25 protein-coding genes are annotated in these 24,377 nt (G+C 73.4%); 6 read left to right on the forward strand and 19 right to left on the reverse strand.

The genetic code is table 11. The features are described 5' to 3' along the window. Positions 1–148 precede the first annotated feature (148 nt). The 4 genes from IEY94_RS04990 to IEY94_RS05005 all read left to right on the forward strand — a co-directional run bounded on the left by IEY94_RS04990 (position 149) and on the right by IEY94_RS05005 (position 6,301). On the forward strand, positions 149–3,016 hold the full coding sequence (locus IEY94_RS04990) for an alpha/beta fold hydrolase (RefSeq protein WP_189168872.1): 2,868 nt from the start codon (positions 149–151) through the stop codon (positions 3,014–3,016). Next, a complete protein-coding gene (locus tag IEY94_RS04995; RefSeq protein ID WP_189168873.1) occupies positions 3,013–3,945 on the forward strand; it encodes a DUF2705 family protein in 933 nt (310 codons plus the stop codon). The genes IEY94_RS04990 and IEY94_RS04995 overlap by 4 nt, the downstream gene beginning before the upstream one ends. A gap of 75 nt (positions 3,946–4,020) precedes the next feature. After that, the gene (locus IEY94_RS05000; RefSeq protein WP_189168874.1) at positions 4,021–5,166 is read left to right on the forward strand and encodes a substrate-binding periplasmic protein; all 1,146 of its coding nucleotides are present in this window, start codon (positions 4,021–4,023) and stop codon (positions 5,164–5,166) included. A gap of 121 nt (positions 5,167–5,287) precedes the next feature. Beyond that, a complete protein-coding gene (locus tag IEY94_RS05005; RefSeq protein WP_189168875.1) occupies positions 5,288–6,301 on the forward strand; it encodes a DUF8832 domain-containing protein in 1,014 nt (337 codons plus the stop codon). 6 nt (positions 6,302–6,307) lie between these two features. Here IEY94_RS05005 and IEY94_RS05010 read toward each other — a convergent pair whose 3' ends face one another. From IEY94_RS05010 to IEY94_RS05100, 19 genes are all read right to left on the reverse strand, one after another. After that, the gene (locus IEY94_RS05010; protein WP_189168876.1) at positions 6,308–7,156 is read right to left on the reverse strand and encodes a helix-turn-helix domain-containing protein; all 849 of its coding nucleotides are present in this window, start codon (positions 7,154–7,156) and stop codon (positions 6,308–6,310) included. Next, on the reverse strand, positions 7,134–7,460 hold the full coding sequence (locus IEY94_RS05015; protein ID WP_189169407.1) for a DUF6879 family protein: 327 nt from the start codon (positions 7,458–7,460) through the stop codon (positions 7,134–7,136). The genes IEY94_RS05010 and IEY94_RS05015 overlap by 23 nt, the downstream gene beginning before the upstream one ends. 208 nt (positions 7,461–7,668) lie before the next feature. Further along, positions 7,669–8,853: a flagellar hook protein FlgE gene (locus IEY94_RS05020; RefSeq protein WP_189168877.1), complete on the reverse strand. Its 1,185-nt coding sequence runs from the start codon at positions 8,851–8,853 to the stop codon at positions 7,669–7,671. A gap of 50 nt (positions 8,854–8,903) precedes the next feature. Beyond that, complete coding sequence (locus IEY94_RS05025; protein WP_189168878.1) at positions 8,904–9,335, reverse strand: flagellar hook capping FlgD N-terminal domain-containing protein; 432 nt, start codon at positions 9,333–9,335, stop codon at positions 8,904–8,906. 13 nt (positions 9,336–9,348) lie between these two features. Continuing rightward, positions 9,349–10,665 (reverse strand): flagellar hook-length control protein FliK, encoded by a 1,317-nt coding sequence (locus IEY94_RS05030; protein ID WP_189168879.1) that lies wholly within the window; start codon positions 10,663–10,665, stop codon positions 9,349–9,351. 75 nt (positions 10,666–10,740) lie between these two features. Then, a complete protein-coding gene (locus IEY94_RS05035; RefSeq protein ID WP_306341590.1) occupies positions 10,741–11,703 on the reverse strand; it encodes a transglycosylase SLT domain-containing protein in 963 nt (320 codons plus the stop codon). After that, on the reverse strand, positions 11,700–12,134 hold the full coding sequence (locus IEY94_RS05040; protein ID WP_189168880.1) for a flagellar FliJ family protein: 435 nt from the start codon (positions 12,132–12,134) through the stop codon (positions 11,700–11,702). Before IEY94_RS05040 ends, IEY94_RS05035 begins: the two co-directional genes overlap by 4 nt. After that, entirely contained in the window at positions 12,134–13,477 is a 1,344-nt protein-coding gene (locus tag IEY94_RS05045; RefSeq protein ID WP_189168881.1) for a FliI/YscN family ATPase, read from the reverse strand. The genes IEY94_RS05040 and IEY94_RS05045 overlap by 1 nt, the downstream gene beginning before the upstream one ends. Continuing rightward, a complete protein-coding gene (locus tag IEY94_RS05050) occupies positions 13,474–14,193 on the reverse strand; it encodes a FliH/SctL family protein (protein ID WP_189168882.1) in 720 nt (239 codons plus the stop codon). Before IEY94_RS05050 ends, IEY94_RS05045 begins: the two co-directional genes overlap by 4 nt. Beyond that, a complete protein-coding gene (fliG, locus tag IEY94_RS05055; RefSeq protein ID WP_189168883.1) occupies positions 14,177–15,202 on the reverse strand; it encodes a flagellar motor switch protein FliG in 1,026 nt (341 codons plus the stop codon). The genes IEY94_RS05050 and fliG overlap by 17 nt, the downstream gene beginning before the upstream one ends. A gap of 20 nt (positions 15,203–15,222) precedes the next feature. Next, complete coding sequence (gene fliF, locus IEY94_RS05060) at positions 15,223–16,818, reverse strand: flagellar basal-body MS-ring/collar protein FliF (RefSeq protein WP_189168884.1); 1,596 nt, start codon at positions 16,816–16,818, stop codon at positions 15,223–15,225. A 1-nt stretch (position 16,819) separates the two neighbouring features. Further along, positions 16,820–17,149: a flagellar hook-basal body complex protein FliE gene (gene fliE / locus IEY94_RS05065; protein ID WP_229783343.1), complete on the reverse strand. Its 330-nt coding sequence runs from the start codon at positions 17,147–17,149 to the stop codon at positions 16,820–16,822. Beyond that, positions 17,146–17,544: a flagellar basal body rod protein FlgC gene (locus IEY94_RS05070; RefSeq protein WP_189168885.1), complete on the reverse strand. Its 399-nt coding sequence runs from the start codon at positions 17,542–17,544 to the stop codon at positions 17,146–17,148. The genes fliE and IEY94_RS05070 overlap by 4 nt, the downstream gene beginning before the upstream one ends. Positions 17,545–17,546: 2 nt before the next feature. After that, complete coding sequence (gene flgB / locus IEY94_RS05075) at positions 17,547–17,903, reverse strand: flagellar basal body rod protein FlgB (RefSeq protein WP_189168886.1); 357 nt, start codon at positions 17,901–17,903, stop codon at positions 17,547–17,549. A 213-nt stretch (positions 17,904–18,116) separates the two neighbouring features. Then, positions 18,117–18,443: a hypothetical protein gene (locus IEY94_RS05080; protein ID WP_189168887.1), complete on the reverse strand. Its 327-nt coding sequence runs from the start codon at positions 18,441–18,443 to the stop codon at positions 18,117–18,119. Positions 18,444–18,453: 10 nt separating this feature from the next. Next, positions 18,454–18,846, reverse strand: coding sequence for a flagellar export chaperone FliS (gene fliS, locus IEY94_RS05085; protein ID WP_229783344.1), 393 nt, complete (start codon positions 18,844–18,846; stop codon positions 18,454–18,456). 51 nt (positions 18,847–18,897) lie between these two features. Further along, a complete protein-coding gene (gene fliD, locus IEY94_RS05090; RefSeq protein WP_189168888.1) occupies positions 18,898–20,364 on the reverse strand; it encodes a flagellar filament capping protein FliD in 1,467 nt (488 codons plus the stop codon). A gap of 101 nt (positions 20,365–20,465) precedes the next feature. Further along, a complete protein-coding gene (locus IEY94_RS05095) occupies positions 20,466–21,263 on the reverse strand; it encodes a flagellin N-terminal helical domain-containing protein (protein WP_189168889.1) in 798 nt (265 codons plus the stop codon). A 114-nt stretch (positions 21,264–21,377) separates the two neighbouring features. Next, positions 21,378–22,244: a sigma-70 family RNA polymerase sigma factor gene (locus tag IEY94_RS05100; protein ID WP_189168890.1), complete on the reverse strand. Its 867-nt coding sequence runs from the start codon at positions 22,242–22,244 to the stop codon at positions 21,378–21,380. 238 nt (positions 22,245–22,482) lie between these two features. On the opposite strand from IEY94_RS05100, the gene flgN reads away from it, so the two are divergent. Together flgN and flgK are read left to right on the forward strand one after the other, a co-directional pair. Then, positions 22,483–22,965, forward strand: a complete 483-nt coding sequence (gene flgN / locus IEY94_RS05105; protein ID WP_189168891.1) for a flagellar export chaperone FlgN — start codon at positions 22,483–22,485, stop codon at positions 22,963–22,965. Next, positions 22,965–24,371, forward strand: coding sequence for a flagellar hook-associated protein FlgK (gene flgK, locus IEY94_RS05110; protein ID WP_189168892.1), 1,407 nt, complete (start codon positions 22,965–22,967; stop codon positions 24,369–24,371). Before flgN ends, flgK begins: the two co-directional genes overlap by 1 nt. The last annotated feature ends 6 nt before the right edge of the window (positions 24,372–24,377 follow it).

A 24,377-nucleotide genomic window follows, 5' to 3' on the forward strand; every position in this document is an offset into this window, starting at 1 on the left:
GGTGGTGGTGTGGTGGTGTGGGCCCATCCGTGGGCCGCTGACCTCACCAATCGACCGCCCGGCCGGGGGCTTGAGGACTGCGCGGCCCAAAGCCGCCGGACCGGCGGTGCGCGGGGTGTGGCGAAAGGTGACCACGTAGCGTGTCGGTATGGCGGTGGCGAACCTGTGGGGAATCGGCGGCCGGGCGCGGCGGCGGGCCGCCCGGTGGTGGCCGGCGCGGCGCCGGGACCGGGTGCTGGCGGCCGCCCTGGTGGTCGTGCTGCTCGCGGGGCTGGTGTGGCTGGCGTGGCCGGCCGGCACCCCGTTCACCCGGACCGCCGCCACGATCACCGTGGCCTCCGGCCCGGACGGCGGCGAGCAGGTCCCGCTGGACACCACCTTCTACCTGCCCGACGGCGCCTCGGCCGCGAGCCGGGCGCCGGCCGTGCTGCTCGCCCACGGCTTCGGCGGCACCAAGGACTCCGTCCGGGACGACGCCGAGGACCTGGCCCGCCAGGGGTACGCCGTACTCACCTGGACCGCCCGCGGCTTCGGCCGCAGCGGCGGCCGGATCCACCTCAACGACCCCGACCACGAGGTCCGGGACGCCCAGCGGCTGCTCGACTGGCTGGCCGCCCGCCCGGAGGTCCGCCGGGACGCCGCGGGCGACCCGCGGGTCGGCGTGGTCGGCGGCTCGTACGGCGGCGGCCTCGCCCTGGCCCTGGCAGGCGTCGACCGCCGGGTCGACGCGATCGTCCCCCTGATCACCTGGAACGACCTGCCCGGGGCGTTCCTGCCGAACGCGGCCGGCGGCCCGCCGGCCGCGGGCGTGTTCAAGAAGGCGTGGGCCTCGCTGTTCTTCGGCCGCGGCGGCGGCCCGACCGGCGGCGGCACCGGCGGGGCCAGCGGCACCGACGGGGACGGCGGGGCGCCCGGCGGCGACGCGCCCGGCGGGCTCACCGGGATCGGCGGGCCGGCCGGGGCCGCCGGGGACCCGGCGTGCGGGCGGTTCGCCGCGGACGTGTGCGCCGCGTACCAGCGGATCGCGCGCGCCGGCGAGGCCGACGCCGCCACCCTCGCCCGGCTGCGCCGGGCCAACCCGGACGTCCGGGCGATCCGCGCCCCCACCCTGCTCATCCAGGGCGAGACCGACACGCTGTTCCCGCTGGGCGAGGCCGACGCCAACGCCCGCGGCATCGCCGCCACCGGCACCCCGGTCCGGGTGGCCTGGTTCACCGGCGGGCACGACGGCGGGGACGGGCCGACCAGCGACCGGGACCGGGTCCGCGCGCTCACCGGCCAGTGGCTCGGCCACTACGTCTCCGGCGAGCTGGGCCGCCCGGAGAACAGCTTCACCTACTCCCGGGTCGCCGGCTTCGCCGTCGGCGAGCGCGGCCTGGTCGCCTCCGGGTACGCCGTCGACTACTACCCCGGCCTCGCCGGCACCGACCGGCGCGAGCTGCCGCTGGCCGGCGACCCGCAGCGGATCGCCAACCCGCCCGGCGGCGCCCCCGCCGCGATCTCCGCGCTGCCCGGCGCGGGCGCGCTGTCGGCGCTGGCCGCCGCCGGGATCGGCGCCGAGATGCCCGGCCAGCACGCCGACTTCGGCTCGGCCGAGCTGACCGAGCCGCTGGACCTGGCCGGCGCGCCGACGATCACGCTGCGGGCCGCGTCGCCGACCGGCTCGGCGACGCTGTTCGTCAAGCTGTACGACGTGCCGCCCGGCGGCACCCCCACCCTGCCCGGCGGGCAGGCGGCCCCGGTCCGGCTGACCGGGCTGCCGGCCGACATCGGCGCGGCGCGGCCGGTCACGGTGACCCTGCCCGGGCTGGTGCACCGGTTCGAGGCCGGGCACCGCATCCGGCTCACCGTCGCCACCACCGACCAGGCGTACGCCACCCCGGCCGACCCCGCCGTGTACACCGTCGGCCTCGGCGACGCCCCGCTCGTGCTGCCGGACGCCCCCGGCACCGAGATCCCCACCGGGGCGGCCGTGTGGCGGTGGGCGCTGCTGGGGCTGCTGGTGCTGGTGGCGCTCGGCGTGCTCGCGGGGGTCCTGCTCGGCCGCCGCCGGCACCGCCGCACCGACGTCGCCGTCGACCCGGACCACGCCGACACCCCGCTGGTCGTGCGCGGGCTGCGCAAGGAGTACCCCGGCGGCTTCGTCGCCGTCGACCGGGTCGACTTCACCGTCGGCCGCGGCCAGGTCGTCGGCCTGCTCGGGCCCAACGGCGCCGGCAAGACGACCACGCTGCGGGTGCTGATGGGCCTGACCCGGCCGACCGCCGGCGACGCGCTGGTGTTCGGGCACACGCTGGCGCCGGGCGCGCCGGTGCTGTCCCGGATCGGCTCGCTGGTCGAGGGGCCGGGCTTCCTGCCGCACCTGTCCGGGGTGGCGAACCTGCGGGCGTACTGGGCGGCCACCGGCCGGGCCGAGGACGAGGCGCACTTCGCCGAGGCGCTGGAGATCGCCGGCCTGGGCGACTCGGTGCACCGCCGGGTGCGCACGTACAGCCACGGGATGAAGCAGCGGCTCGCCATCGCCCAGGCGATGCTGGGCCTGCCCGAGCTGCTGGTGCTGGACGAGCCGACCGACGGACTGGACCCGCCGCAGATCGCCGCCATGCGCCAGGTGCTGCGCCGGTACGCCGCCGACGGCCGGGCGGTCCTGGTCTCCAGCCACCTGCTCGCCGAGGTGGAGCAGACCTGCACCCACGTGATCGTGGTGAACAAGGGCGCGGTCGTCGCCAGCGGCCCGGTCGCCGACATCGTCGGCGACTCGCCCACCACCCAGTTCGGCGTCGCCGACGCCCGGGCCGCCGCCAAGATCATTGGCGACATGGTCGGCGTGGTCTCGCTGGACCCGGACGACATCGGCGGCCTCGTCGTCGACCTGGGCACCGTACCGCGGGGCGCCGCGGTCGCGGCGCTGGTGCGCGCCGGCATCCGGGTGGACAGGGTCGTCCCCCGGCGCCGGCTCGAGGACGCGTTCCTGTCGCTGGTCGGCGAGCAGACCCGAGGAAGTGGTGACCGATGACCGAGGCCCCCGCCGCGCCGGACCCCGCCGACGCCACCGTCCGCACCGTACCGCCGCCGGCCGCCCCCGGCCCGGACGGCGGCGCCCGCGGCTACCGCCCCGGCCGCACCCTGCCGCTGGCCGCCGAGTGGCGCCGGCAGGCGGCCCGGCGGCGGACCCAGTTCACCCTCGCCGGGATGGTGCTGCTGCCGCTGATCGTGCTGCTGGCGTTCCAGTTCGGCGGCGGGGACGACGACGGCGGCGGGCGGCGCGGCGAGTTCAGCAGCCTGGCCGAGCTGGCCACCGCCGGCGGGCTCAACTTCGCCGTCTTCACCGTGCTGGTCTCGTCGTCGTTCCTGCTCGTCGTCGCCGTCGCGCTGTTCTTCGGCGACACCATCGCCAGCGAGGCGAGCTGGGGCAGCCTGCGGTACCTGCTCGCCGCGCCCGTGCCGCGCTCCCGGCTGCTGCTGGCCAAGGTGGTCGTCGCGGCCGGCTACGCCGTCGCCGCCGTGCTGCTGCTCGCCGCGACCGCGCTGCTGCTGGGCACCCTGCGGTACGGCTGGCACCCGCTGGCCAGCACCGTCGCCGCCGACATCCCGGCCGCCGTCGGTACCGCGCGGCTGGCCGGCATCGTCGGCTACCTGCTGCTCAACCTGTCGGTGGTGGCCGCGCTCGCGGTGCTGCTGTCGGTGTCCACCGACGCGCCGCTGGGCGCGGTGGGCGGCGCGGTGCTGCTGTACATCGTGTCCAGCATCCTCGACCAGATCGAGGCGCTCGGCGGCCTGCGCGAGTGGCTGCCGACGCACTACGGCCAGGCGTGGCTCGGTCTACTGTCGACGCCCGCGCAGGCCGACGACATCGTCCGCGGGGCGTTCGCCGCCGTCGCGTACACCGCGCTGTTCCTCGCCCTGGCGTGGTGGCGGTTCGTCCGCAAGGACGTCGTCAGCTAGTGGAGCTGTTCGGGTGACCGCGCCGGGGCGGACCGGTTGTGGCTACTCTTTGCGTTCGCCCCGTAACCTGACGGGATGGATCTGCTGACCCCGTCCGCTCCCACCGGCGCCGACGGTCCGCAGCCGCGCCCGACGCTCCGGGACGAGATCTTCTGGCTGGTCCCGATCACGCTGACGCTGCTCGGCATGGTTATCTTCCTCTTCCTCAACCGCGGCATCGGCCCGGACATCGCGGCGATCCTCACGCTGCCCGTCGAGGCCGCCGGCGTGATCGTCGCGATCCTCGGCGCCCGCGGCGTCAGCCTCGCCCGCGACCCGCGCCGCCCGCGCGCCCCCGGCCGCAAGCGCTGGTGGGTCGCCGCCGTGCTGTCGGTGCTGCTGGCCGGGCTCAGCGTCGTCGTGTACCGCAAGCACCGCGAGCCGGACCCGTACGCGTACCTGTCCGGCACCATCCGGATCGGCTACGTCGAGCCCGGCTATCCCGGTTGGAGCACCGGCGCCAACACCGGCGGCCAGGGCTTCGACCTGTCGGTGGCCAACGCGATCCTCGACTACTTCCCGCGCGCCACCGGCATCGAGTGGGTCCCGCTGGACAGCCTGGAGCACCGGCTGGAGGCGCTGGAGGGCCCGTGGGGGCCGAGCCGGCTGGCCCCGGTCCACCTGGTGATCAACAACCTGAGCATCACCGAGGCGCGGCGGCAGCGGATCGACTTCGCCGGCCCGTACTACCGGGACGAGGAGGGCTTCGCCACCCCCGACCGCACCGCCCGCAGCATCCACGACATCCGCAAGGTGTGCGTGCCGAAGGGCTCGACCAGCGAGGACCGGCTGAAGAAGCTGGGCATCCGGGTCGTGGTCGACATCTCCGTCCAGGCGTGCTTCCAGCGCTTCTTCAGCGGCCAGGAGGCCGGCCTGTCGGTCAGCACCGACATCTCCATCCTCCAGGCGTACGTCGCCGCCCAGCCCGCGGAGAAGCGCCGCGAGGTACCGCACTTCGTCCCGGTCGGCGGCGAGCAGTACGGCATCGGCCTGCCGAACAACCGCCCCAAGCTCTGCGAGCGGGTCAACGAGGCGCTGCAGAAGTTCCTGGACATCAACTGGGGCATCGAGTTCGACCAGACCCTCGGCCGGCTGGGCGTGAACCGGACGCTGTCCGGCGGCGGCAGCCGCCAGCCCACCGAGCTGGCCCCCTGCGAGCCGGCCGGCTCCTGGCTGAAGTGAGGCCCGGCTGACCTCCCGACCGTCGGGAAAGGTCTGACCTTCCCGTCGTTGCCGGTTCCCCGGACGGCCCCGCGGCGGCGGTGGCACCCTCGCGATTGAGTGGCGCGGGGGGAGGCTCGGCATGGCGGACCGGGGGAGCACACCGCCGCCCGCCGGGCCGGCGCCCGCCCCCGACGAGCCCGCCGCCGCTGTCCCTCACCCCCCGAGCGGGGCCCTCCCGGCCGCCGGCTCCGGCGCCGCGGGCGGGGGCGCCCCCGACGGCGCCCCGGCCGGGGCCGCTCCCGCGCGGCGGTCGCGGGCGGTCCGGGTCATCGCGGGCCTGCTCGGGCTCGCCGCCGCCGCGGCCGCCGGCTTCGCCGCGGGCCGGCTGAGCGCGCCCGCCGCGCCGGCCGACCCGGCGCACCCGCCCGCGGCCGCCGGCGCCCGCGGGCTGGCCGCCGTCGAGGACGGCTACCAGATCATCCCCGTCGCCGCGACGCTGCCCGCCGGCCGCCCGGCCCCGTTCCGCTTCCGCATCGTCGGCCCCGACGGCCGCGTGGTCACCGCGTACGCCGCGCTGCCGGGCGGCGAGCTGGAGCTGACCACCGTACGGCGGGACCTCACCGGCTTCCGCCGGGTCGCCGCCACCCGCGCCCCGGACGGCACCTGGACCGCCGCAGTGATCGCCGACGGCGCCGGCGCCCACCGGGTGATCGCCCACTTCCGCCCCGCCGGCCACGCCCGTACCGTCGTCGTCGGCCACGACACCCACGTGGCCGGCGACCACCGCCCGCTGCCGCTGCCCGCCCCGGCCGGCGTGGCGGCGGCGGACGGTTACGAGGTCGGCCTGGACGGCGGCCTGGCCGCCGGCGGGCGCTCCCGGCTGACCTTCTCGGTGAGCCGGGGCGGCGCGCTCGTCGGCGACCTGACCCGCCGGGGCGGGTCCAACGGCCTGCTGACGGTGTACCGGGTGGGGGACCTGGCGACGCTGCCCGCGGACGCGATCAGCACGCCGACGCCGGGACTCCAGGCGTTCGACGTGCAGGTACCGGCGGGAGTGGGCGCGTACCGGATCTTCTTCGACTTCGTCCACGGGGGCCGCCCACACGCGGCATCCTTCACCCGCACCACCGGCCCGCCCCCCACGGCCCCGTAGCGAACCTCAGCCGCCGTTCATGACATCGGTGATCAACGCACGCGCTTCCGCCCCGTACACCGCCTCGGCCTGAAGGTGGGCGAAGAGGGTGGCATAGCGCGCGATCTCCCGCGGCTGGGTGACCTTGATGGCCGCGGTGGGCGTCTCCAACGCCACGGTGCCGCCGTCGAGGATCCAGAATCCGATGCCGGCGATGGCGTACCGCCGGGCGTCGGCCGGGACGATGCCCACGGACACGTACGGCCGCCGCATCACCGACAGCAGGTGGGTGAGTTGGTCGAGGTGCTCCTGCGCCGGTCCGCGGCGGGTGCGTACGGCCTGCTCGCCGAGCACCACCACGATCCGCTTGCCGGGCGCGAGCGCGGCCGCGGTTCGCTCGGCCCGCATCGCGACGGTCGCCTCGGCGTCGTCTGGCGCGCCGAGGAACGGGTACCAGAACGCGAGCATCCGCCGGATGTACGCCTCGGTCTGGAAGATCCCCGGCAGCAGGACCGGTCCGTGGATCCGGAACAGCCGGGTCCGCCGGTACGTCTCCACCGAGTGCAGGTCGCCGAGCCGCCTCATCCCGGCCCGCGCCTGTCGGTCCCATTCGAGGTAGGACGAGTCGAGTGAACCGGCGAGGGCCAGCAGGTCCGGTATTCGCTCCGCCGCGTCGCAGGCAACGCACCAGTCCCGCACGGTCGCCGGACCGGCCGCCTGCCCACCGGACTCGATCCGGCTGACGCTGCTGGGATGGCAGCCGATCCGCTCCGCGAGCGCCCGTCCCGTCAGGCCCGCCGCCCGGCGGACCTGACGGAGTCGGAGGCCGAGTTCCCGGCGGGCCCGGCCGGCGCTACTGCCGGGATCGGAACTCATCGGCGGGGAGGGCCCGGCGCCATACCTCCTCGAACGCGCGCCGGCAGAAGCCGACGAGGTCCGGGTCGGTGGTGGTCTCGAAGGAGGCGTTGGTGCCGGCCCCCGCGTAGTGCAGGAACAGCGCCAGCCGATCGTCGAAGACGTAGAAGTCGCTCTCGCCGGCGGGAATGTCCATCGCGGCCAGTGCGTCGTGGTCGGTCACCACCCAGCCCTGGACGATCAGGCTGCCGCGGTCCGTTCGGTAGAGCGTGGGGGAGCCGCTCGGCTCCGAGCCCGGATCCTTGCCGATGAACGTCAGGTGCATGGCCAGCCTCCCCGCGCGGGACCCCTCGTGGTCGCTGCGGGTGACCCTATCCGGCCGCTCCCGGGCGCGTGCCCCCCGACGCAACACCGCGCAAACCCCTTGCGCTCACGCACCATCAGCCACCGGTCGGGCGGCGACATGTGGCGAGCGCCGGGGGAAAGAGTGCTGCCCCCGACCGGGGGTCGGGGGCAGCACGGGCTCACGCGCGTCAGCGCTTGAGGTTGACCAGGTCCTCGAGGAGCTGGTCGCTGGTCGTGATGACCCGCGAGTTCGCCTGGAAGCCGCGCTGGGCGATGACCAGGTTGGTGAACTCCTGCGCCAGGTCCACGTTCGACATCTCCAGCGCGCCGGACTGCAGCGTGCCGCGGCCGCCCGAGCCGGCGATGCCGAACTGCGCCGGACCCGAGTTGACCGTGTTGCGGTACATCGAGTCGCCGGCCTTCTCCATACCCGACGGGTTGTTGAAGGTGACCAGGGCGAGCTGGCCCAGCGGCTGCTTGAGGCCGTTGGAGTAGACGCCGTTGATGACGCCGTCCTGCGAGATGGTGAACGACTGGAGCGAGCCGGCCGAGGAGCCGTTCTGGGTCTGCGGGTTGACCGTCGAGGCGCCGGCGTACGCGGTGATGCCGTCGAGGTCGGCGCTGACGCCGGTGCCCGGGTCCACGACCGGGCTGCCGCCGGTGTAGGCGCCGGTGGCGTCGAAGGTCAGGGTGCCGGACGTGGTGGTGCCGCCGTCGTAGGAGACGTTCCAGTCGGTGGCGTTGGCCTTGGTGAAGGTGACCGACAGGGTCGACGAGGCGCCGGCGGCGTCGTACACGGTCATCGAGGTGGTGACCGCGGTGTTGACGGCCGAGCTGCCCGGCAGGTTGCCGCTGAACGTCGCCGAGGTGGTGGCCAGCGGCGGGAGCAGCGCCGAGATCGGCAGGGTGATCGGGCCGGGCGAGCCGTTGGTGTTCACGGTGCCGGCGGCGTTGGCCTGCCAGCCCTGCACCTGGAGACCGCCGTTGGTGACCAGCGTGCCGTTGGTGTCGAACGAGAACGAGCCGTTGCGGGTGAACAGCGTCTCGGAGCCGTTGTTGACCGCGAAGAAGCCGTCGCCCTGGATCATCAGGTCGGTCGTCCGGCCGGTCATCTGGGTCGCGCCCTGGGTGAAGTTCGTGGTGATGCCGCCGAGCCGGACACCGAGGCCGACCTGGGCGGGGTTGGTGCCGCCGAGCGCGTTGGGGACCGGCCCACCGGCCGGCTGGATCATCTGGCTCAGCGTGTCCTGGAACGTCGACTGGCTGCTCTTGAAGCCGGTGGTGTTGACGTTCGCGATGTTGTTACCGGTGACGTCCATCATCGTCTGGTGGGCGCGCAGGCCGCTGATGCCGGAGAAGAGCGAGCGAAGCATGTAATCGTCGTCCTTTGCGGTAGGGAACGTGACGGTGTGGGTACGTCGGGTCAGGCGTGCACGGTGGTGACGGACGTGAGCGGGATGCTCTGGTCGCCGATCTTCAGCGTCGGCGAGCCGCCGTTGAGCGTGGCCGACGTGACCTTGCCCGTGGCGGTGGTGCCCTCGGAGTCGGTGTACGTGACGGTGCGGCCGACCATGTTGCTGGCGCTGAGCAGGGTCTGCGCCGACAGCATGTCCGCCTGGGACTTGGCCATCTCGTTCAGCTTCTCGACCTGGGTGAACTGGGCGGTCTGGGCGAGGAACTGGGCGCCGTCACTCGGGCTGGTGGGGTCCTGGTAACGGAGTTGGGCGACCAGCAGCTTCAGGAAGGCTTCCTGACCGAGGTCGTTGCCCGGCGTCTTCTCGGTGCTGGGGAACTTGCCCAGCACATCCTTGATCGACGAGCTGGCACCGGTTCCTGAGGAGATGGGGTTGGTCATTTTCGGCTTCCTCTCAGACCTGGACGTCGACCCGGCCGCCGGCCAGGACGGTGGGCTGGTTGCGGGTGTGTACGGCGGGCTCGGGCGTGCCCGTGGCGTCGCCGCCGCCGGACCAGCCGCGCGGGGCGGCGAACTGCTGCTGGGCGTTGCCCTGGCCCGTACCGGAGCGCAGGTCGAGCTGGCAGTCGGTGAAGCCGGCGTCGGTCAGCTCGCGGCGCAGGTCGGGCAGGGCGGCGCGCAGCGTCTCCCGGCCGGCCTCGGTGCCGCCGGCGAGCTGGACGGCGATGGCGCCGTCGCGGACCTCGGCGACCACGCTGACCGGGCCCAGGTCGGCCGGGTGCAGGTGCACGGTCAGCCGGTGGATGCCGTCGGCGTCGAGCTTCAGCGGGGTCAGGTGCATGGCGACCTGGTGGGCCGGCGGGGCGGGTGTGGCCGGTGCGGCGGGCGTGGCCGACTGGGTCGGCGCCGGGGCGGCGGTGGGCGCCGGGGCGGGCGCGGCCGCGTGCGGCTGGACCGGCGGGGCGGCCGGGGCGGGCGCGGCCTCGGCCGGCACCGCGGCGGGTGCGGCCTCGGCAGCCGCCGGCCCGGTGCCGCCGGTCGGTGCGGCGGGCGCGGCGACGGCCGGCGCGGCCGCGGTCGGGCTGCCGGTCGCGGCCGCCGCCGGGCGGTCGGCCGGGGCCGGGACGGTCGCCGCGGCGACCGGGGTCGCCGGGGTCGCGGTGGCCGGCGCGGTCGCCGGGGCGGTGGTGGCGGCCGGGGTCGGCGTGGCGGTCGGGGCGGCAGCGGTGGCCGGGGCGGCGGCCGGGCCGGTGCCGGTGGCCGGGGTGCCGGCCGGCTGGCCGGCGTCGGCGAGCATGGCCGGGACGGCCGGGGCCGCGGCGGCGGCCGGGGCGGGCGTCGGCACGGCGGTGCCGGCCGGCAGCTCGGTCGTCGCGGCGGTGAGCGCGCGGGCGGCGATCGCCGGCACGGCCGGGGTCGCCGGCGCGCCCGCCGGGTCGGCGGTCGGGGCCGGCGCGGCGGTGCCGGTGGCGGCGAGCAGCGGCGCGGCGGCCACGGCGGCGAGGGCGGCGAGCTGGCCCGCGCCCGTACCGATCATGGGCAGCACGGCGGCGGCCGGGTCGCCGGCCTCCTCCTGGTTGCCGCCGGTGCCGGTGTCGGCGGTGCCGGTGTCCGCGGCGTCGGTCGGCGTGCCGTCGACGGCGGCGGCCAGGGCCGCGTCGAAGTCGCCGGCGCCGGTGTCGGCGGCGGTACCGGCGGGCTTGCCGGCGCCGGAGCGGGCGGCGGCGGCCGGCGCCGGAGCGGGCGCCACGGGCATCATGGGCGTGGTCATGCGGTGGTTTCCTCCTGCTGGACGAGCGCGGTGCGGGGCGAGCGCGGTGCTGGGCGGTGCTGTACGAGGGTGGAGCTAGCCGAGGGCGGCGAGGGCCCGCTGGACCTTCGGCACGTAGGCCCGGGTCTCGGCGAACGGTGGGATCCCGCCGTACTGGCGGACGGCCCCGCCACCGGCGTTGTACGCGGCGATGGCCAGCGGCAGCGAGCCGAACTTCTTCAGGTTGCCCTTCATGATCCGGGCGGCCCCGTCGATCGCGGAGCGCACGTTCATCGGGTCGACGCCCATCTCCCGCGCGGTCGCCGGCATGATCTGCATCAGCCCGCGGGCGCCGGCCGGGCTGACCGCGCTGGGGTTGTACCCCGACTCGACCTTGGCCAGCGCGGCGAGCAGCTTCGGCGACACCCCGTGCTTGGCGCCGGCGGCGTTGAACAGGTTCGCGTACGGCACGTCGCTCACCCGGTTCCCGCCCACCGCGCCGGTGGCCGCGGTCGCGGAGGTGGCCGCGACGGCCGTCGGCGGGACGATCCGGCGGATCGAGGTCGGCTTCTCCCAGATCGTCTCGATCTTGACGTTCTGGCCCGGCTGGGGCGCGTGCAGGATCTTGTTGTCGCCGACGTAGATGCCGATGTGGTGGGCCGGCTCGCCGAAGGTGATCAGGTCGCCCGGCTTGGCCTGCGCGATGCCCTTGACCTCGGTGCCCTTGCGCGCCTGGTCCGCGGCGATCCGCGGCAGGTCGACGCCCAGGTCCTTGAACACCCGCTGGACGAGCCCGGAGCAGTCCAGGCCCTTCTTCGGGTCGGTCCCGCCGAAGACGTACGGGATGCCGAGGTACTTCTTGGCGTCCGCGACGACGTCCTTGCCGCTGACCCCGCCGGCGGAGCCGGCGGCGGTGGACTTCTGCGCGGCGGTGGCGGTGGTGAGCTGCTTGGCGAACGCGGCGGCGTTCGCCTGCGCCGTGCTCGCGCTCTGCGTCAGCAGGTTCTGGTGCGCCGACTGGAGCGTCGCGATGCGGCCGACCATCTCGGTGAGGCTCACGTGTGCGTGCTCCTCTCGCCGCGGGTGGCGCCGTTGATGGCGATCTCGTCCAGCGCCCGCTGCTCGGCGGACGCGTGCTTGGCCTTGGCGGCGGCGGCGTGCCGCTCGCCCAGCCGCTCGACCACGCGCCGGTTCTTGGCGGCGTCGGCGAGCCGGTCGGTGCTCTCGGCGACCTCGAGGTCGGCGTCGTCGATGCCGCGGTGGGCGGCGGCCAGGCCGGCGGCGAGCGCCTGCCGGGCGGCGATGGCGGCCACGACGGCGCGGCCGGTGCCGTTGGCCGGCAGGTCGCTGTCGCGCAGGGCGCCGCGGCGCTCGTCGGCGCGCTGGCGGGCGGCCGCGGACGCGCCGCGGGCGCGGACGACCTCGGCCTTGCGCACGTCCTCCTGCGCCTGCCGGGCGCGCAGGACGCCGGTCAGCTTGAAGGTGCCCATCAGCCCTCCAGCCCGTGCGCGTTGGCCATGGTGGCGCCGGCGGTGAGCAGCGTGACCAGGTCGTTCCAGGCCGCCGCCGCGGTGCTCGGCTTGTCGAAGTCCTGCCGGAGGAAGTCGAGGATCTGCGGCCACAGGACCTGCGCCAGGTCCGCCTCCGGGTTGGTGCCGGTGACGTACGCGCCGATCTCGACCAGCTCGCGGACGTCCCGGTGCGCGGCCAGCAGCCGGCGCAGCGCGGTGGCCGCGGCCCGTTGTTCGGCGGACGTGACCGTGGTGGCCAGCCGGGAGATCGACTCAAGTGCGTCGATCGACGGGAAGTGCCCGGCGGTGGCGAGCTTGCGGTCCAGCACGACGTGGCCGTCGAGGATCGACCGGGCGGCGTCGGCGATCGGCTCGTTGTGGTCGTCGCCCTCGACGAGCACGGTGTACAGGCCGGTGATGGTGCCGCGCTCGCCGGGGCCGGCGCGCTCCATCAGCGAGGCGAGCATGCCGAAGACCGACGGCGGGTACCCGCGGGTGGCCGGCGGCTCGCCGACCGACAGGCCGACCTCGCGCTGGGCCATCGCGGTCCGGGTGACCGAGTCCATCATCAGCAGCACGTCGGCGCCGGTGTCCCGGAACCACTCGGCGATCCGGGTGGCGGCGAACGCCGCGCGCAGCCGGACCAGCGGCGGCTGGTCGCTGGTGGCCACGACGACGACCGAGCGGGCCAGGCCCTCGGGGCCGAGGTCGTTCTCGATGAACTCGCGGACCTCGCGGCCCCGCTCGCCGATCAGCGCGATCACGTTGATCTGGGCGTCGGTACCGCGGGTGATCATGGACATCAGCGTCGACTTGCCGACGCCGGAGCCGGCGAAGATGCCGAGGCGCTGGCCGCGGCCGACCGGGACGAGGGTGTCCAGGGCGCGGACGCCGAGCGCCATCGGCTGGGTGATCCGCTGCCGGGCCAGGGCGGCCGGGGGGGCGGCGTTGATCCCGACGTACGTGCAGTCGAGCAGCGGGCCGAGCCCGTCCATCGGGCGGCCGAGGCCGTCGAGCACCCGGCCGCGCAGGCCGCCGCCGACGGGGACCTGGAGCGGGGCGCCGGTGTTGACCGCCGGCGAGCCGCTGCCGACGCCGTTGAGCGAGCCCAGGGGCAGGCACTGGAGCCGGCTGCCGTCCAGGGCGGTGACCTCGGCCAGCATCTCGTCCTCGCCGCTGCCGATGCGCAGCAGGTCGCCGACGCGCCCGCCGATCCCCTCGACGGTCAGCCGCAGGCCGACGGCGCCCGTCACCGAGCCGGTGACGAGCGGGGCGGCCGCGTGGGTGGCACGCGTCAGGCGATCGGCGAGAGCGATGGTCACGAGGCGAGAACCTCCCGGGCGCGGGCGAGCGCGTTGGCGACGGTGGCATCGATGCGGGTGACGCCGTAGGTGGCGGTGGCATCACCGGGCTGGAGGTCGGGGTCCGGGTGGACCGTGACCGTCCGACCATCAATACTCTGGGTCGCCGCGGTTGCGGATCCGGTGAGCGCCCGGTGATCGGCAGGGTGCAGCCGCACCGTCACGTCCTCGGTGGTCGGCGCCATGGCCAGGGCCCGGCGGACCGCGTGCAGCGCGCTGTCCGGGTTCTTGTCGATCTCGTACCCGATGATCGCTTCCGCCAGCGCCGTCGCCGACGCGAGGATCGTGGCGGTCAGGTCGCCCATGGCCGCGGTCTCCCGCTGCTCGATGCCCCGGACCGCGCCGGCCACCGCGGCCATCGCCCGGTGCAGGGCGGCGTCGCGGGCGGCGTCGGCCGCGGCCGTGGCGGCGGCGAGCCGCTCGGCGGCGGCCGCGGCGGCGATCCGGGCCGCCCGCTGGCCCTGGGCCCAGCCGTCGGCGTAGCCGGCGGTCCGGGCGGCGTCCTGCTGGTGGGCGACCAGGTGGCTGGGCGCCGGTACGGCCTCGCGCAGGTCGGTGCCGAAGTCGGCGGCCGCCACGGCCGCCGCGTCGGCCCCACGCAGCACGCTGGGCTGGGTGGCCCCGGGCGCCCCGTCGGTCGCCCAGGGGGCCAGCGTGGCCTCAGTCGACGAACTCATCGTCGTCACCACCCCGGTTGATCTCGATCTGGCCGGACTCCTCCAGCGAGCGGATCGCCTGGACGATCTTCGCCTGGGCCTCCTCGACCTGGCGCAGCCGGACCGGGCCGAGCAGGTCGATCTCCTCGGTGAGGTTCTCCCGGGCCCGCTCGGACAGGTTCCGGGTGACCTTGTCCCGGACGGTGTCGCTGACGCCCTTGAGCGCGATGGCGAGGTCGTTCATCTCGACCGAGCGCAGCACGAGCTGGACGGCGCGGTCCTCGAGCAGCGTGATGTCCTCGAACATGAACATCCGGCGCCGGATCTCCTCGGCGATCTCCGGGTTGCGGGCCTCCAGGCCCTCCAGGATCAGCCGCTCGGTACCCCGGTCGGCCCGGTTGATGATGTCGACCAGCGGCTGCAGGCCGCCGACGGTGGACAGCTCGGTCGGCTGGAGCACGGTGGAGATCTTGCGCTCCAGCGCCTGCTCGACCTGGCGGATGATCTCCGGCGAGGTGCGGTCCATCACGGCGATCCGGTGCGCGACGTCGGCCTGCACCTCCGGGGTGAGCCCGGACAGGATCTGCGACGCCACGGTGGAGGTGGCGTGCGCGAGCACCAGCGCGATGGTCTGCGGGTGCTCGTGCTGGATGAACGAGAGCACCTGGCGCGGGTCGGCGTGGTTGATGAACTTGAACGGCATGTCGGTGACCGTGACCGAGAGCCGGTCCAGGATCGCCGCGGCCTTCTCCTTGCCGAGCGTGGCCTCGAGCATCTCCCGGGCGTGGTCCAGGCCGCCGGTGGTGGCCAGCCGGTGCGTGGAGGCCATCAGCGCGAACTCGTCGAGCACGCCGTGGGCGGTGTCGGCGTCGACCGACTCGATCCGGGCGATCTCGGCCATCAACTCCTCGACCTCGCCCTCCCGCATCTGGGCGAGAATCTTCGACGAGTCCTCCTTGCTCATCTGCAGCAGCATCACGGCGGCCTTGCGCAGGCCGGTCATCTCGCCGGTGGTCGCAACAGTCGACATCTGGCTCATCCCCTCCCGCTTCAGCCGCGCCGGTCGGCGAGCCAGCTACGCAGCAGCACTGCGACTTCCTCCGGCTGGTTGGCCACCATCTCGGAGATCTCCTCGCGACGGTTCACGCCGTCGTCGCTGCCGGCCTCCAGCGCCCGGGCACCCCGGCCGCCCTCGATCGCGCGGGCCGCGTCGGCCTCGGCGATCAGCGCCGCCTGCATCTCGGCGAGCTGGGCGATCTCGTCGTCGGTCAGCTTCTTGCGCTTCTTCCGGCTGCCCAGCCAGGCCAGCAGGATCAGGATCAGCACGATCAGGACCAGCCCGCCGGTCTTGGCCATGCCCAGGAGCTGCTCGTTCTTCTCGGCCGCGGTGGCCTTGTCCGAGTCGGCCTTGGCGCTGTCGGCGGCGGCGGTGCTGAACGGCGCCATCGTGACGGCCATGGTGTCGCCGCGCTGCGGGTTCAGGCCGACGGCCGCGGACACCATCTGCTGCACCTGGGTCTGGTCGATCCCGGCCGCGGTGGTCTGGTCCAGCAGGACCGAGACGCTCAGCCGGCGGACGCTGCCCGGCGCGGCCTTGCGGGTCTCCTCGACGACGCCGACGGCGTTGCGCCGGGCCTCCTCGGTCGAGTCGTACTGGCCGCTGCCGCCGTTGGCACCGTTCGGGACCTGGATGTTGTCCGGGCCCAGGACGCCGCCGCTGCCGCTGCCGGCGCCGGTGTACTTCTCGTTCTTGGTGGTCTCGGTCAGCGGCGGGACGGCCGGGTCGGCCACGTACCGCTGCGACTTGGTCTCGGTCTCGTCGAAGTCCAGCTCGCTGGTGGTCTTGACGATCGCCTTGCCGGGGCCGACGAGGTTCTCCAGCATCTTGGTGACGGCGCTGTTCATCCGCGTGTCGAAGTCGCTGGTGGCCTTGTCGCGCTGGTCGCCGCCGGACGCGCCGCCGGCGGTGCCGCGGCCGTCGCCGGTGGACAGGACGGTGCCGGCGGCGTCGGCGACGGTCACGTTCTTCGGGTCGAGGCCCTCGACCGAGGAGGCGACCAGGTGGACGATCGCCTGGACCTGCTCGTCGTCGAGCGAGGCGCCGGCCCGGGTGGTGATCATGACGGACGCGGTGGTCTTCTTCTCGTCGTCCGAGAAGATGTCCTTCTGCGGCAGCACCAGGTGCACGTTGGCGCCCTGCACGCCGTCGATCGACGTGATGGTCTTGGTCAGCTCGCCCTCCAGGGCGCGCTGGTAGCCGATGTGCTGCATGAAGTCGCTGGTGGTGACGCCCTGCTTGTCCAGGAGCGCGTAGCCGGTGTCGGCCTGGGCCGGCAGGCCCTCGCCGCTCATCTGGATCCGCAGGTCGTAGACCTGGTCGTTCGGGACCATGATGGTCTTGCCGCCGTCGGTCAGCTCGTACTCGACGCCGGTGCCGGACAGGTTCTCGACGATCGCCGCGGCGTCCTCGCCGGACAGGTTCGAGAACAGCGGCGCCATGGCCGGCTTCGACGCCCAGGTGGCGAAGAAGTATCCCCCGATGGCCAGCGCCAGGATCCCGAGGATCGTGACGGCCTTCTGGCCGGTGGTGAAGGAGGAGAAGATGCCGCCGAGGCGGCGCAGCGGTGCGGGAATCCGGTCACCCATATCAGGCCTGCATCCTCATGATCTCTTGGAACGCCTCTACTGCCTTATTCCGCACCGCCGTCGTGAGCTGGGTCGCGATGCCCGACTCGGCGGAGGCGATCATGTAGTCATGGACATCGGACAGGGTGCCGGTGGCGGCCTGTACCGAAAGGTCGCTGGTCTTGTTCTGGAGGTCCTGCACGTTCTGGAGGCTGCTCGCCAGGGTGGTGGCGAAGTCCGCGCCCCCCGTGGCCTCGGTGGCGCCGAGGTCGAGCTTGGTGTCGATCGGGGCGATGGCCTTCGGGCCCTGGATGCCGGCCAGGGAGCCGATGGCGTCGATCGGCGACGTCACGCGCTACGTCCGAGCTGGAGGGCCGCCTCGTACGCGCCCTTGGCCCGGTCGACGACCGCGAGGTTCGCCTGGTATCCGCGCTGCGCCATGATCAGCGATCCCATCTGCTCGGAGAGGTCGATGTCCGGGTACCGGACGTTGCCGTCCGCGTCGGCCAGCGGGTTGTTCGGCTCGTGCACGATCCGGCCGGCCGCGTCGCCGAACGCCACGCCGCCCACCTGGGCGCCCTTGCCGTCGGCGGCCTCCTGCGCGATCACGAACCGCTCCTGGAACGCGGGGCCGCTGGTGGAGGCGGCGTTGTTCATGTTCGCGATGTTGTCGGAGACGGAGTCGAGCCACTTGCGGTAGACGGTGACGCCGCTACCGGCGATTCCGATCGAGTCGAACAGCGTCATGGTCAGGACCCCTTGATGACGGAGCTCAGGCTGCTGTACTTGTTGTCCAGCGCGCGGAGCATGAGCTGGTAGCGCAGGCCGGTGTCGATGTTCGACAGCGTCTCGCGGTCCAGATTCACGTTGTTGCCGTTGAGGCGGGTGGGCTCGAGCGACTCTGCGGTGGTGGGCTCGACCGCATCGATGTACCCGGCGTTGTCGGTGGACTCGACCGCGCTGCGCAGCGCGTCCTCGAACTGGACGCGGCCGGCGCGGAAGCCAGGGGTCTCGATGTTGGCGATGTTGTTCGCCGTCACGCGCTGGCGCTGGGCCAGACCCGTGAGTGCGACGCGCAGAGCTGCCGAGGACACATCGTCGAACACTTCGCAGCCGCTCCCCTCTTGGCTTTGCTGCGTCGGTCGCCTTGTCCGTGGCGGTGGTGGTGAGCTCCTTGCTCACCCACTACATTCGGTGGCTCCGGTAGCGACACAATGTGATGCTCGGTTGCCGGTCGGTTGCCCCTCGCGAATCCGGCCGAAAAAGCGCGAGGGACCCCACCGCTTGCGCGGGGAGTCCCTGATCGGGCGCTTGCGGCGCTAGAGCGCCTGGTCGACGTACGTGGGCGGGGTCTTGCCCGGATTTCCGTTCTCGACCCGCGCGGCGAACGCCGCCTGCCGCCGGTTGGCGGTCATCGTGCCGGTCAGGGCCTGCGCCGCGGCGAGCTGCCGCCGCAGGATCGCCTCCGCGCGCGGGCGCAGCTCGGTCGGCAGCGGGCCGATGTCGGCCGGCGGCCGCCAGGGCGGCGGGCTCGCGAGGTCCCGGTACCGGTGGCTCTCGGCGATCAGCGTCTCGACGGCCTCGACGTCCGCCTCGCAGGCGTCCAGGGCGGCGACCCAGGCGGTTCGCCACTCGTCGGTGGTCATCGCGGGGGCCTCAGGCGGCGCTGGCGGCGGTCGTGGCCGCGGCCTCGCGCCAGGCGTCGCGCAGCGGCTCCATCAGGGCGCGGCAGCCCGCCACCCGGTCGGCGTCGCGGCGGACATTGGCCTGGATCAGCTCGGTCATGACGAACTCGTACAGCCGGGCCAGCCCGGGGCCGCCCTCCCACGCGTCGGTGTCCAGCGAGGCGCGCAGCTCCAGGACGATGTCCTGGGCGTGCAGGAGCTGCTGCGAGGCGGCGCCGCGGTCGCCGTCGCGCAGGGCCTGCTCGCCGCGGGCGAGGTCCAGGACCAGCCGGTCGTACAGCATCACCAGCAGCCGGGCCGGCGAGGCGGTGGCGACGGCGTCGGCCAGGTACCGGTTGCGCAGGGCGTCGTTCGGCATCGTCATGAACTGCTCACCTTTGGTCGGGGTCGGGCGGGTGGTGGTTACCGGTCCCGGCTAGGACGGAAGGCTGTTGATCTGACCGGCGAGCCAGCTCGACTGCTGCTGCATGGAGCTGAGCGCCGTCTCGAGGGCCGTGAACTGGCGCTCGAGGGTGTTCCGGCGGATCTCCAGGCGGGAGTCCCACTGTGCTACTCGGTCGTTGAGGTCGCCGATGAAGTCATTCTTGCGCTTGATCATCCCGCCGAGGATGCCCTCCTTGGCGCCCACCGACGAGCCGTCGGTGGGCAGCCGGACGCCCTCGGTGGCGATGAGGCTGAGCGCCTCCAGCTTGCGGCCGACGCCCTTGGCGCTGTCCCAGCCGGGGTTGAAGGCCGTGCTGGCGTTGGCGTGGGCCACGTTGTCGTACGAGTCGAACAGCGCCTGGGTGCCGAGGGAGTCCTCGCTGTAGGCGGTGTTGAAGGTGTCCTTGTTGAAGGTGATCTTCCCGTACCGGTCCACCTCGATGCCGACCTTGCTGAAGCTGCCCAGGTCGGCCCCGCCGCCGGCGATGGCGCCGGTGATGTCCTGGCTGAGCTTGCGCATGGTCGCGTCGCCGGCGAGCGGGCCGGCGGCGACGTCGCCGCTCTTCTTCTTGGTCTGGGTGGCGATCTCGGTCAGGGCCGCGTTGGCGGCGTCGACGAGCGCCTGCACCTTGGTGGCCATGGCGGCCGGGTCGGCGCCGATGGTCACGGTCACCGGGTTGTCGCTGGCGCCCTGCACCTTGTTCGCGGTCACGGTGACGCCGGGGATGACGTCGGTGAAGGTGTTGCTGGCGGAGGTGATGGTGTAGGTGTTGGTGGTGCCCACGGTGAGCTGCGCGTCGGCGCCCTGGGCGGTGATCGCGGCCGCGCCGAGGTCCAGCGCCGCCGGCACGTCGTCACCCGGGTCGCCGTTGGCGAACGCGGTGGCGAAGGCGGAGTTGGCGCCGCTCTCGGTGGCGGTGAGCTGGAGCGTGTACTGGCCGGGGGAGACCTGGACCGCGGCGGCCTTGTAGGCGGCGTTCGGGGTCTCGTTGATCTTCTTCACGACCGACGACAGCGAGGCGTCGGCGGGGGTGATGGTCGTGGTGCTGCCGTCGGCGAGCAGGATGTCCATGGTGCCGCCGGTGATCACCGGGGAGCCCGTGGCGTCGGTGGCGGAGGTGACGCGGCCGCCGAAGGTGACGGTGTGGGCGGCGGCGAGGCTGTCCACCTTGAAGGTCAGCGAGCCGGTGGCGGCGCCGTTGCCGGCGCTCACGCCGGCGGCGTCCGAGCTGGACGTGGCCTTGACGGCACCCCAGGAGCCGGCGGTGGTCAGTGCCTTCGAGGCGGTCACCAGCGCGGCCATCTTGGTGTTGATGGACTGGTACGCCGTGACGGCCTTGTTCTGGGCCGTGATCTTGTTCTTGAGCGCCGTCTGTGGCATCGACTCGACGGACATGAGCTTGGTGATCAGGCTGGTCGTGTCCAGACCGGACGCGAGGCCGTCGACGCTCATTGCCATGGTCGGCTCCCTACGGTGGGGTGGGATGGTGCGGGGCGGCCGGCGATGACGCCGACCGCCCCGTATTCAGTTGTTATTCAGTTTTATGTGAAGTTTTGGGATCAGCGGAGCAGCGACAGCACGCCCTGCGAGGCCTGGTTGGCCTGCGCGAGCATGGCGGTGCCCGCCTGGGACAGGATCTGCGAACGGGTGAAGTTCATCATCTCCTGCGCCATGTCGGTGTCACGGATCCGCGACTCCGACGCCGACAGGTTCTCCGTGGCGACGCTGACCGAGTTCAGGGTGTGCTCGAACCGGTTCTGCACCGCACCGAGCTCGGCCCGCTGGGTCGAGATCTCGGTGACAGCCGCCTGAAGGGTGGTGCTGTCGGTGATGTCAACGGCCGCAACAGCGGCGCCGGCGGTGAAGTCGGCGAGCGCGGTGGCGGTGATGTCGATGGTGTCGGTGTTGGCGTAGCCGACCTGGAAGGCCAGCGCCGCGCCACCGAACAGGGCGACACCGTTGAACGTGGTGTTCGTGCCGATACGGGCGATCTCGGTGTTCAGCTCATCGAACTCGGCCTGCAGAGCAGCCTGCGAGTCGGTGTTCTGGACACCGCTGTTGTACTGGACGGACAGGTCGTTCATCCGCTGGAGCATGCTGTGCACCTCGGTGAGGGCACCTTCAGCGGTCTGCGCGACGGAGATACCGTCCTGGGCGTTACGAGCACCAACCTTGAGCCCGCCGACCTGCGCACGCAGGCCCTCGGAGATCGCCAGACCAGCAGCGTCGTCGGCCGCCCGGTTGATCCGGAAACCGCTCGACAGCTTCTCCAGCGACTTGCTCATCTGGCCGTCCGTGACCGACAGGTTACGGTGGGCGTTCTGAGCAGCGATGTTCTGGTTGATACGGAGACCCATGACTTTTCCTCCTTGATATTGGGTCGAGAACCGACCATCCGTGGCCGGTCACCATAGGTATTCGGCTTGCTACGGAGCGTCTTTAGTTGTTACCCGACGAAGTCGGGGGCTTTTTCAGGCCGCGGCGGGGGCGACGCGCATGCCGTTCGAGTCGGTCAGCGACAGCCGGCTGGTCAGCGAACCGCGCGCGGCGACCTGGGCGTAGTAGGCGGCCCGCCGCCGGGCGACGCAGCCCTCGGGGCGCTCGGTGGTCGCGACCAGCTCCGGGTCGAGCTGGGTGTTGATGCCGTCCTTGAGCAGCGCCAGCGCCTCGGCGCGGAGCTGCGAGACGCGCGACTCCGTCACGCCCAGCTCCTCGGCGATCTCGGCCATCGGGCGCTCCTGGAGGAAGTACCGCGAGACCACCAGGCGCAAACGGTCCGGAAGGGCCTCGATCGCGTCGTGCAGGTACCCGATGCGCTCGCGGTGCAGCAGCGTCTCCTCGGGGCCCGGGGTGCGCTCGGTGACCATCTCCTCCGCGGCACCGGCGGTGAAGCCCTGCAGGCTCAGGACGACGGCGCGCTGCACGTCCTCCTCCACGGCCTCGATCTCGTGCACGCCGACGCCCAGGGCGCCGGCCAGCTCGGTCGGGGTGGGGGTGCGGCCCAGGGCGGCGGTGAGCTGCTGGCGGGCGGTGTCCGCCTGGCGGGCCCGCTGGCGGACCGAGCGGGAGGCCCAGTCCTGGCCGCGCAGCTCGTCGAGCAGCGCGCCGCGGATGCGGGTCGAGGCGAACCGGGCGAACGGGATGCCGCGCTCGGCGTCGAAGGACTTGGCCGCGGTCACCAGGGCCGCCAGGCCGGCCGACGTCAGGTCGTCGCGCTGCACGTGCGAGGGCAGCCGGCCCAGCATCTCCCGGACCAGGTGGCCGACGAGCGGCATGTGGGCGCGGATGAGCTCTTCCAGCTCGCGGCTGACGGGGGTGGCGGTGGCGGTGGTGGTCATCGCGGTCCCTTTCCAGGCGGTGCCGGCGTTCTCCGGTGGTGGAAGCGCTCGGCGTCGTCGGACAAGAACCAGATTCGGGATTCACGGGTACCGGTTCGGTACGCGCTCAGTTGCCGCCCGGTTGCAATGAGTCCCGAGAAGGGGGCTGTTTCCCTCAGCCGCCCCGGCGCAGTGCCGAACGGATAGCTCGTAAGGGGCCGCAACCGGCCCTGCTGCAGCCGAACGAGGGGGAGCCGCAGTGAGCCTGACGGACCTGTCGAGCGTCCTGTTCCGGACCCGCGAGTTGATGGAGTTGCTCCTGTTCAAGCTGGAGGAGGAGCAGCTCCTGCTGACCGCGGGGCGGTCGCGCTGGCTGGCGCACGCGACCCGCGAGGTGGAGATGGTGCTGGAGCAGATCCGGCAGACCGAGGTGCTCCGCGCCGCCCACTCGCAGGCCGTCGCCGCCGAGCTGGGCGTGAGCATGGACTCCAGCCTCACCCAGCTCGCCGACGCCGCCCCGCAGCCGTGGCACGACCTGCTGCACCAGCACCGCAAGGCGTTCCTGACCCTGACCGCCGAGATCAGCGGCATGGCGGAGACGAACCGCGACCTGCTCACGGCCGGCCAGCGCGCCGCCCGCGAGACGATGCTCATGGTGGCCGGCTCGGTCGAGACGTACGGCCGCGACGGGCAGACCGTCGTCGCCGATCGGCGGGCCCGACTCGTGGATGAGGCGATCTGATGGCGAGCACCTTCGGCGGCATCTCGACCGCGCTCAGCGCGCTCTACACCCAGCGGTACGGCATGGAGCTGGCCGGCCAGAACGTCGCGAACGCGAACACCGAGGGCTACACCCGGCAGCGGGCCAACCTGACCCCGGTCGGCGGCGCGACCGTCCCCGCGCTGTACGCCACCCCGAACCACCCGGGCGGCACCGGCGTGCGGGTCGACGCGGTCGACCGGCTGCGCGACGCGTTCCTGGAGAACCGCGGCCGGGCCGAGCACTCGCAGAACAGCTTCCTCAAGGGCAAGCAGGAGCTGATGGTCCGGATCGAGAACGTCTTCGCCGAGCCCAGCGACACCGCGCTGGCCTCCCAGCTCTCCGACTTCTGGGCCGGCTGGGGCGACGTGGCCAACCGGCCCGGCGACGCCGCCGCCCGCACCCAGCTCCTCCAGCGCGCCGAGGTCGTCGCCGACGGCCTGCGCTCGGGGTACGACGCGCTCGGCTCCCAGTGGGAGACCACCCGCACCCAGCTCGACGCCCTCAGCACCCGGGTCAACACCACCGCCGACGCGGTCGCCCAGCTCAACCAGGCGATCACCCAAGCCCAGGCGGCGAACCTGCCGGTCAACGAGATGCGCGACGAGCGGGACCTGCGGCTGATGGAGCTGGCCGAGCTGGCCGGCGCCACCACGGTGGCCCGGGAGAACGGCGCGGTCGACGTGTTCGTCGGCGGCTCCACCCTGGTCGGCGGCTCCACCGCCCGGCACCTCGCCGTGACCGGCGCGAGCCGGCTGCAGGACCAGGCCGCCACGCCGATCGAGATCAGGTGGGTCGACAACAACCTGCCGGCCGGCGTCGCCGCCGGGTCGATGGGCGCCGGGATGGACGCGCTCAACACCAGCATCCCCAAGTACGCCGGCCTGCTCGACGACGTCGCGCGCAGCCTGGCCACCGAGGTCAACGCCGTGCACAGCACCGGCTGGGGCCTGGACGGCAGCACCAACCGGGACCTGTTCGTCGACACCACCGCCAGCGTCGGCATCACCGCCCGCACCATCGGCGTCGGCTTCACCGACCCGTCGGCGCTGGCCGCGAGCCAGGTCAACGGCACCCTGGACGGCAGCAACGCGACCCGGATGGGCGCGCTCTCCGCGCTGACCAACGGCCCGGACGCGCAGTACCGCGCGATGGTCGTCGGGCTCGGCGTCGAGTCGCAGTCCACCCAGCGCAAGTCCGAGATCCAGTCCCGGGTCACCGCGGACATGGACGCGCTGCGCTCCGCCGACTCCGGCGTGAACCTGGACGAGGAGATGACCAACCTGGTCAGCTACCAGAAGGCGTACGAGGCCGCCGCTCGCGTGCTGACCAGCATCGACGAGGCCCTCGATACTCTCATCAACCGCACCGGCCTGGTCGGGAGGTAACCACCG

Origin of the sequence: Pilimelia anulata, from assembly GCF_014647895.1 — a bacterium.
Taxonomy (GTDB): Bacteria; Actinomycetota; Actinomycetes; order Mycobacteriales; family Micromonosporaceae; genus Pilimelia; species Pilimelia anulata.